This window comes from Pseudonocardia halophobica, from assembly GCF_027922425.1.
Taxonomy (GTDB): Bacteria; Actinomycetota; Actinomycetes; order Mycobacteriales; family Pseudonocardiaceae; genus Pseudonocardia; species Pseudonocardia halophobica.
This window is the reverse complement of sequence record NZ_BSFQ01000168.1, coordinates 1-869: the sequence shown is the minus strand read 5'-3', so window position 1 is coordinate 869 and position 869 is coordinate 1. Positions and strand designations below refer to the sequence as shown.

The following is an 869-nucleotide window of genomic DNA, read 5'->3' as shown; positions in this document are numbered from 1 at the left end:
GGACGCCGGTAAAGAAGGTCGGCACCGAAAACCCGATCATCGCGATGAAGGTGCCAAGCTGGTCGAACCAGCTGTATTGCCGATAGGCGGAATAAATGCCGATGGGCAGGGCGATCAGCACGCCGATCAGATAGGCCGCGCCGATCACGGTCAGCGTCTGCGGGATGCGCTGCGCGATGATGTCGGCCACCGGGCTGCGGCTTTGCCACGAGATGATGCGCTGCGCGTCACCCGCCAGGTCATAGCCGGTGATGGCGCCAAGGATGTGCAGCGGTTCGATGACGAAGAATTGTTTCAGCCACAGCATATAGCGGAAGAACATCGGCTGGTCGGCGCCAAGCGCCTCGCGCATCTTCTGCTTCACCTCGGGCGGAACGGTCAGTGGCACTTCCGACATCGGGTCGTCGGGGGCGAGCTCCAGCAGCAGGAAGATCACGAGACTGATGAACAGAAGGGTCGGGATGGCCAGCAACAGGCGGCGGATCGTGAATGTCAGCATGGCACGACACCTCGGGTCATGGGTCTTGGCCTACTGGTCTTGTCGGGAAGGGGGGCGGTGCGGTTGCCGCACCGGCCGGGATCAGAGCCGGGGCTCAGGCCCGCATCACTTCATGCGATACCAGTCCGAGGCATTCCACAGTTCGGAATCCCATGTGTTCAGCACGACACCGCCCAGGGTTTTCGACCGCGCCGACAGACGGCCACGATCCACCAGCGGCACGATGGTCATGCTTTCCTTGGTCAGCATGTCGTTCAGCTTCTTCGCAAGCTCGGCGCGCTTTTCGAGATCGCCGGTTTTGCCCAGCTCCGCGATCATGGCGTCATAGGCCGGGTCGCAGTAGCGGTTGATGTTCTCGCCCTGCCACTGG

The 869-nt window shown here is 62.3% G+C and carries 2 protein-coding genes; both read right to left on the bottom strand.

Annotated elements, in window-relative coordinates:
• Nucleotides 1–499: ABC transporter permease (locus PKE99_RS39165; RefSeq protein ID WP_271215080.1), on the bottom strand; the 499-nt coding region annotated here is incomplete at its 3' end.
• A 105-nt stretch (nucleotides 500–604) separates the two neighbouring features.
• Nucleotides 605–869, bottom strand: a 265-nt coding sequence (locus PKE99_RS39160; protein ID WP_271215079.1) for a periplasmic substrate-binding domain-containing protein, incomplete at its 5' end; no start/stop codon positions are given.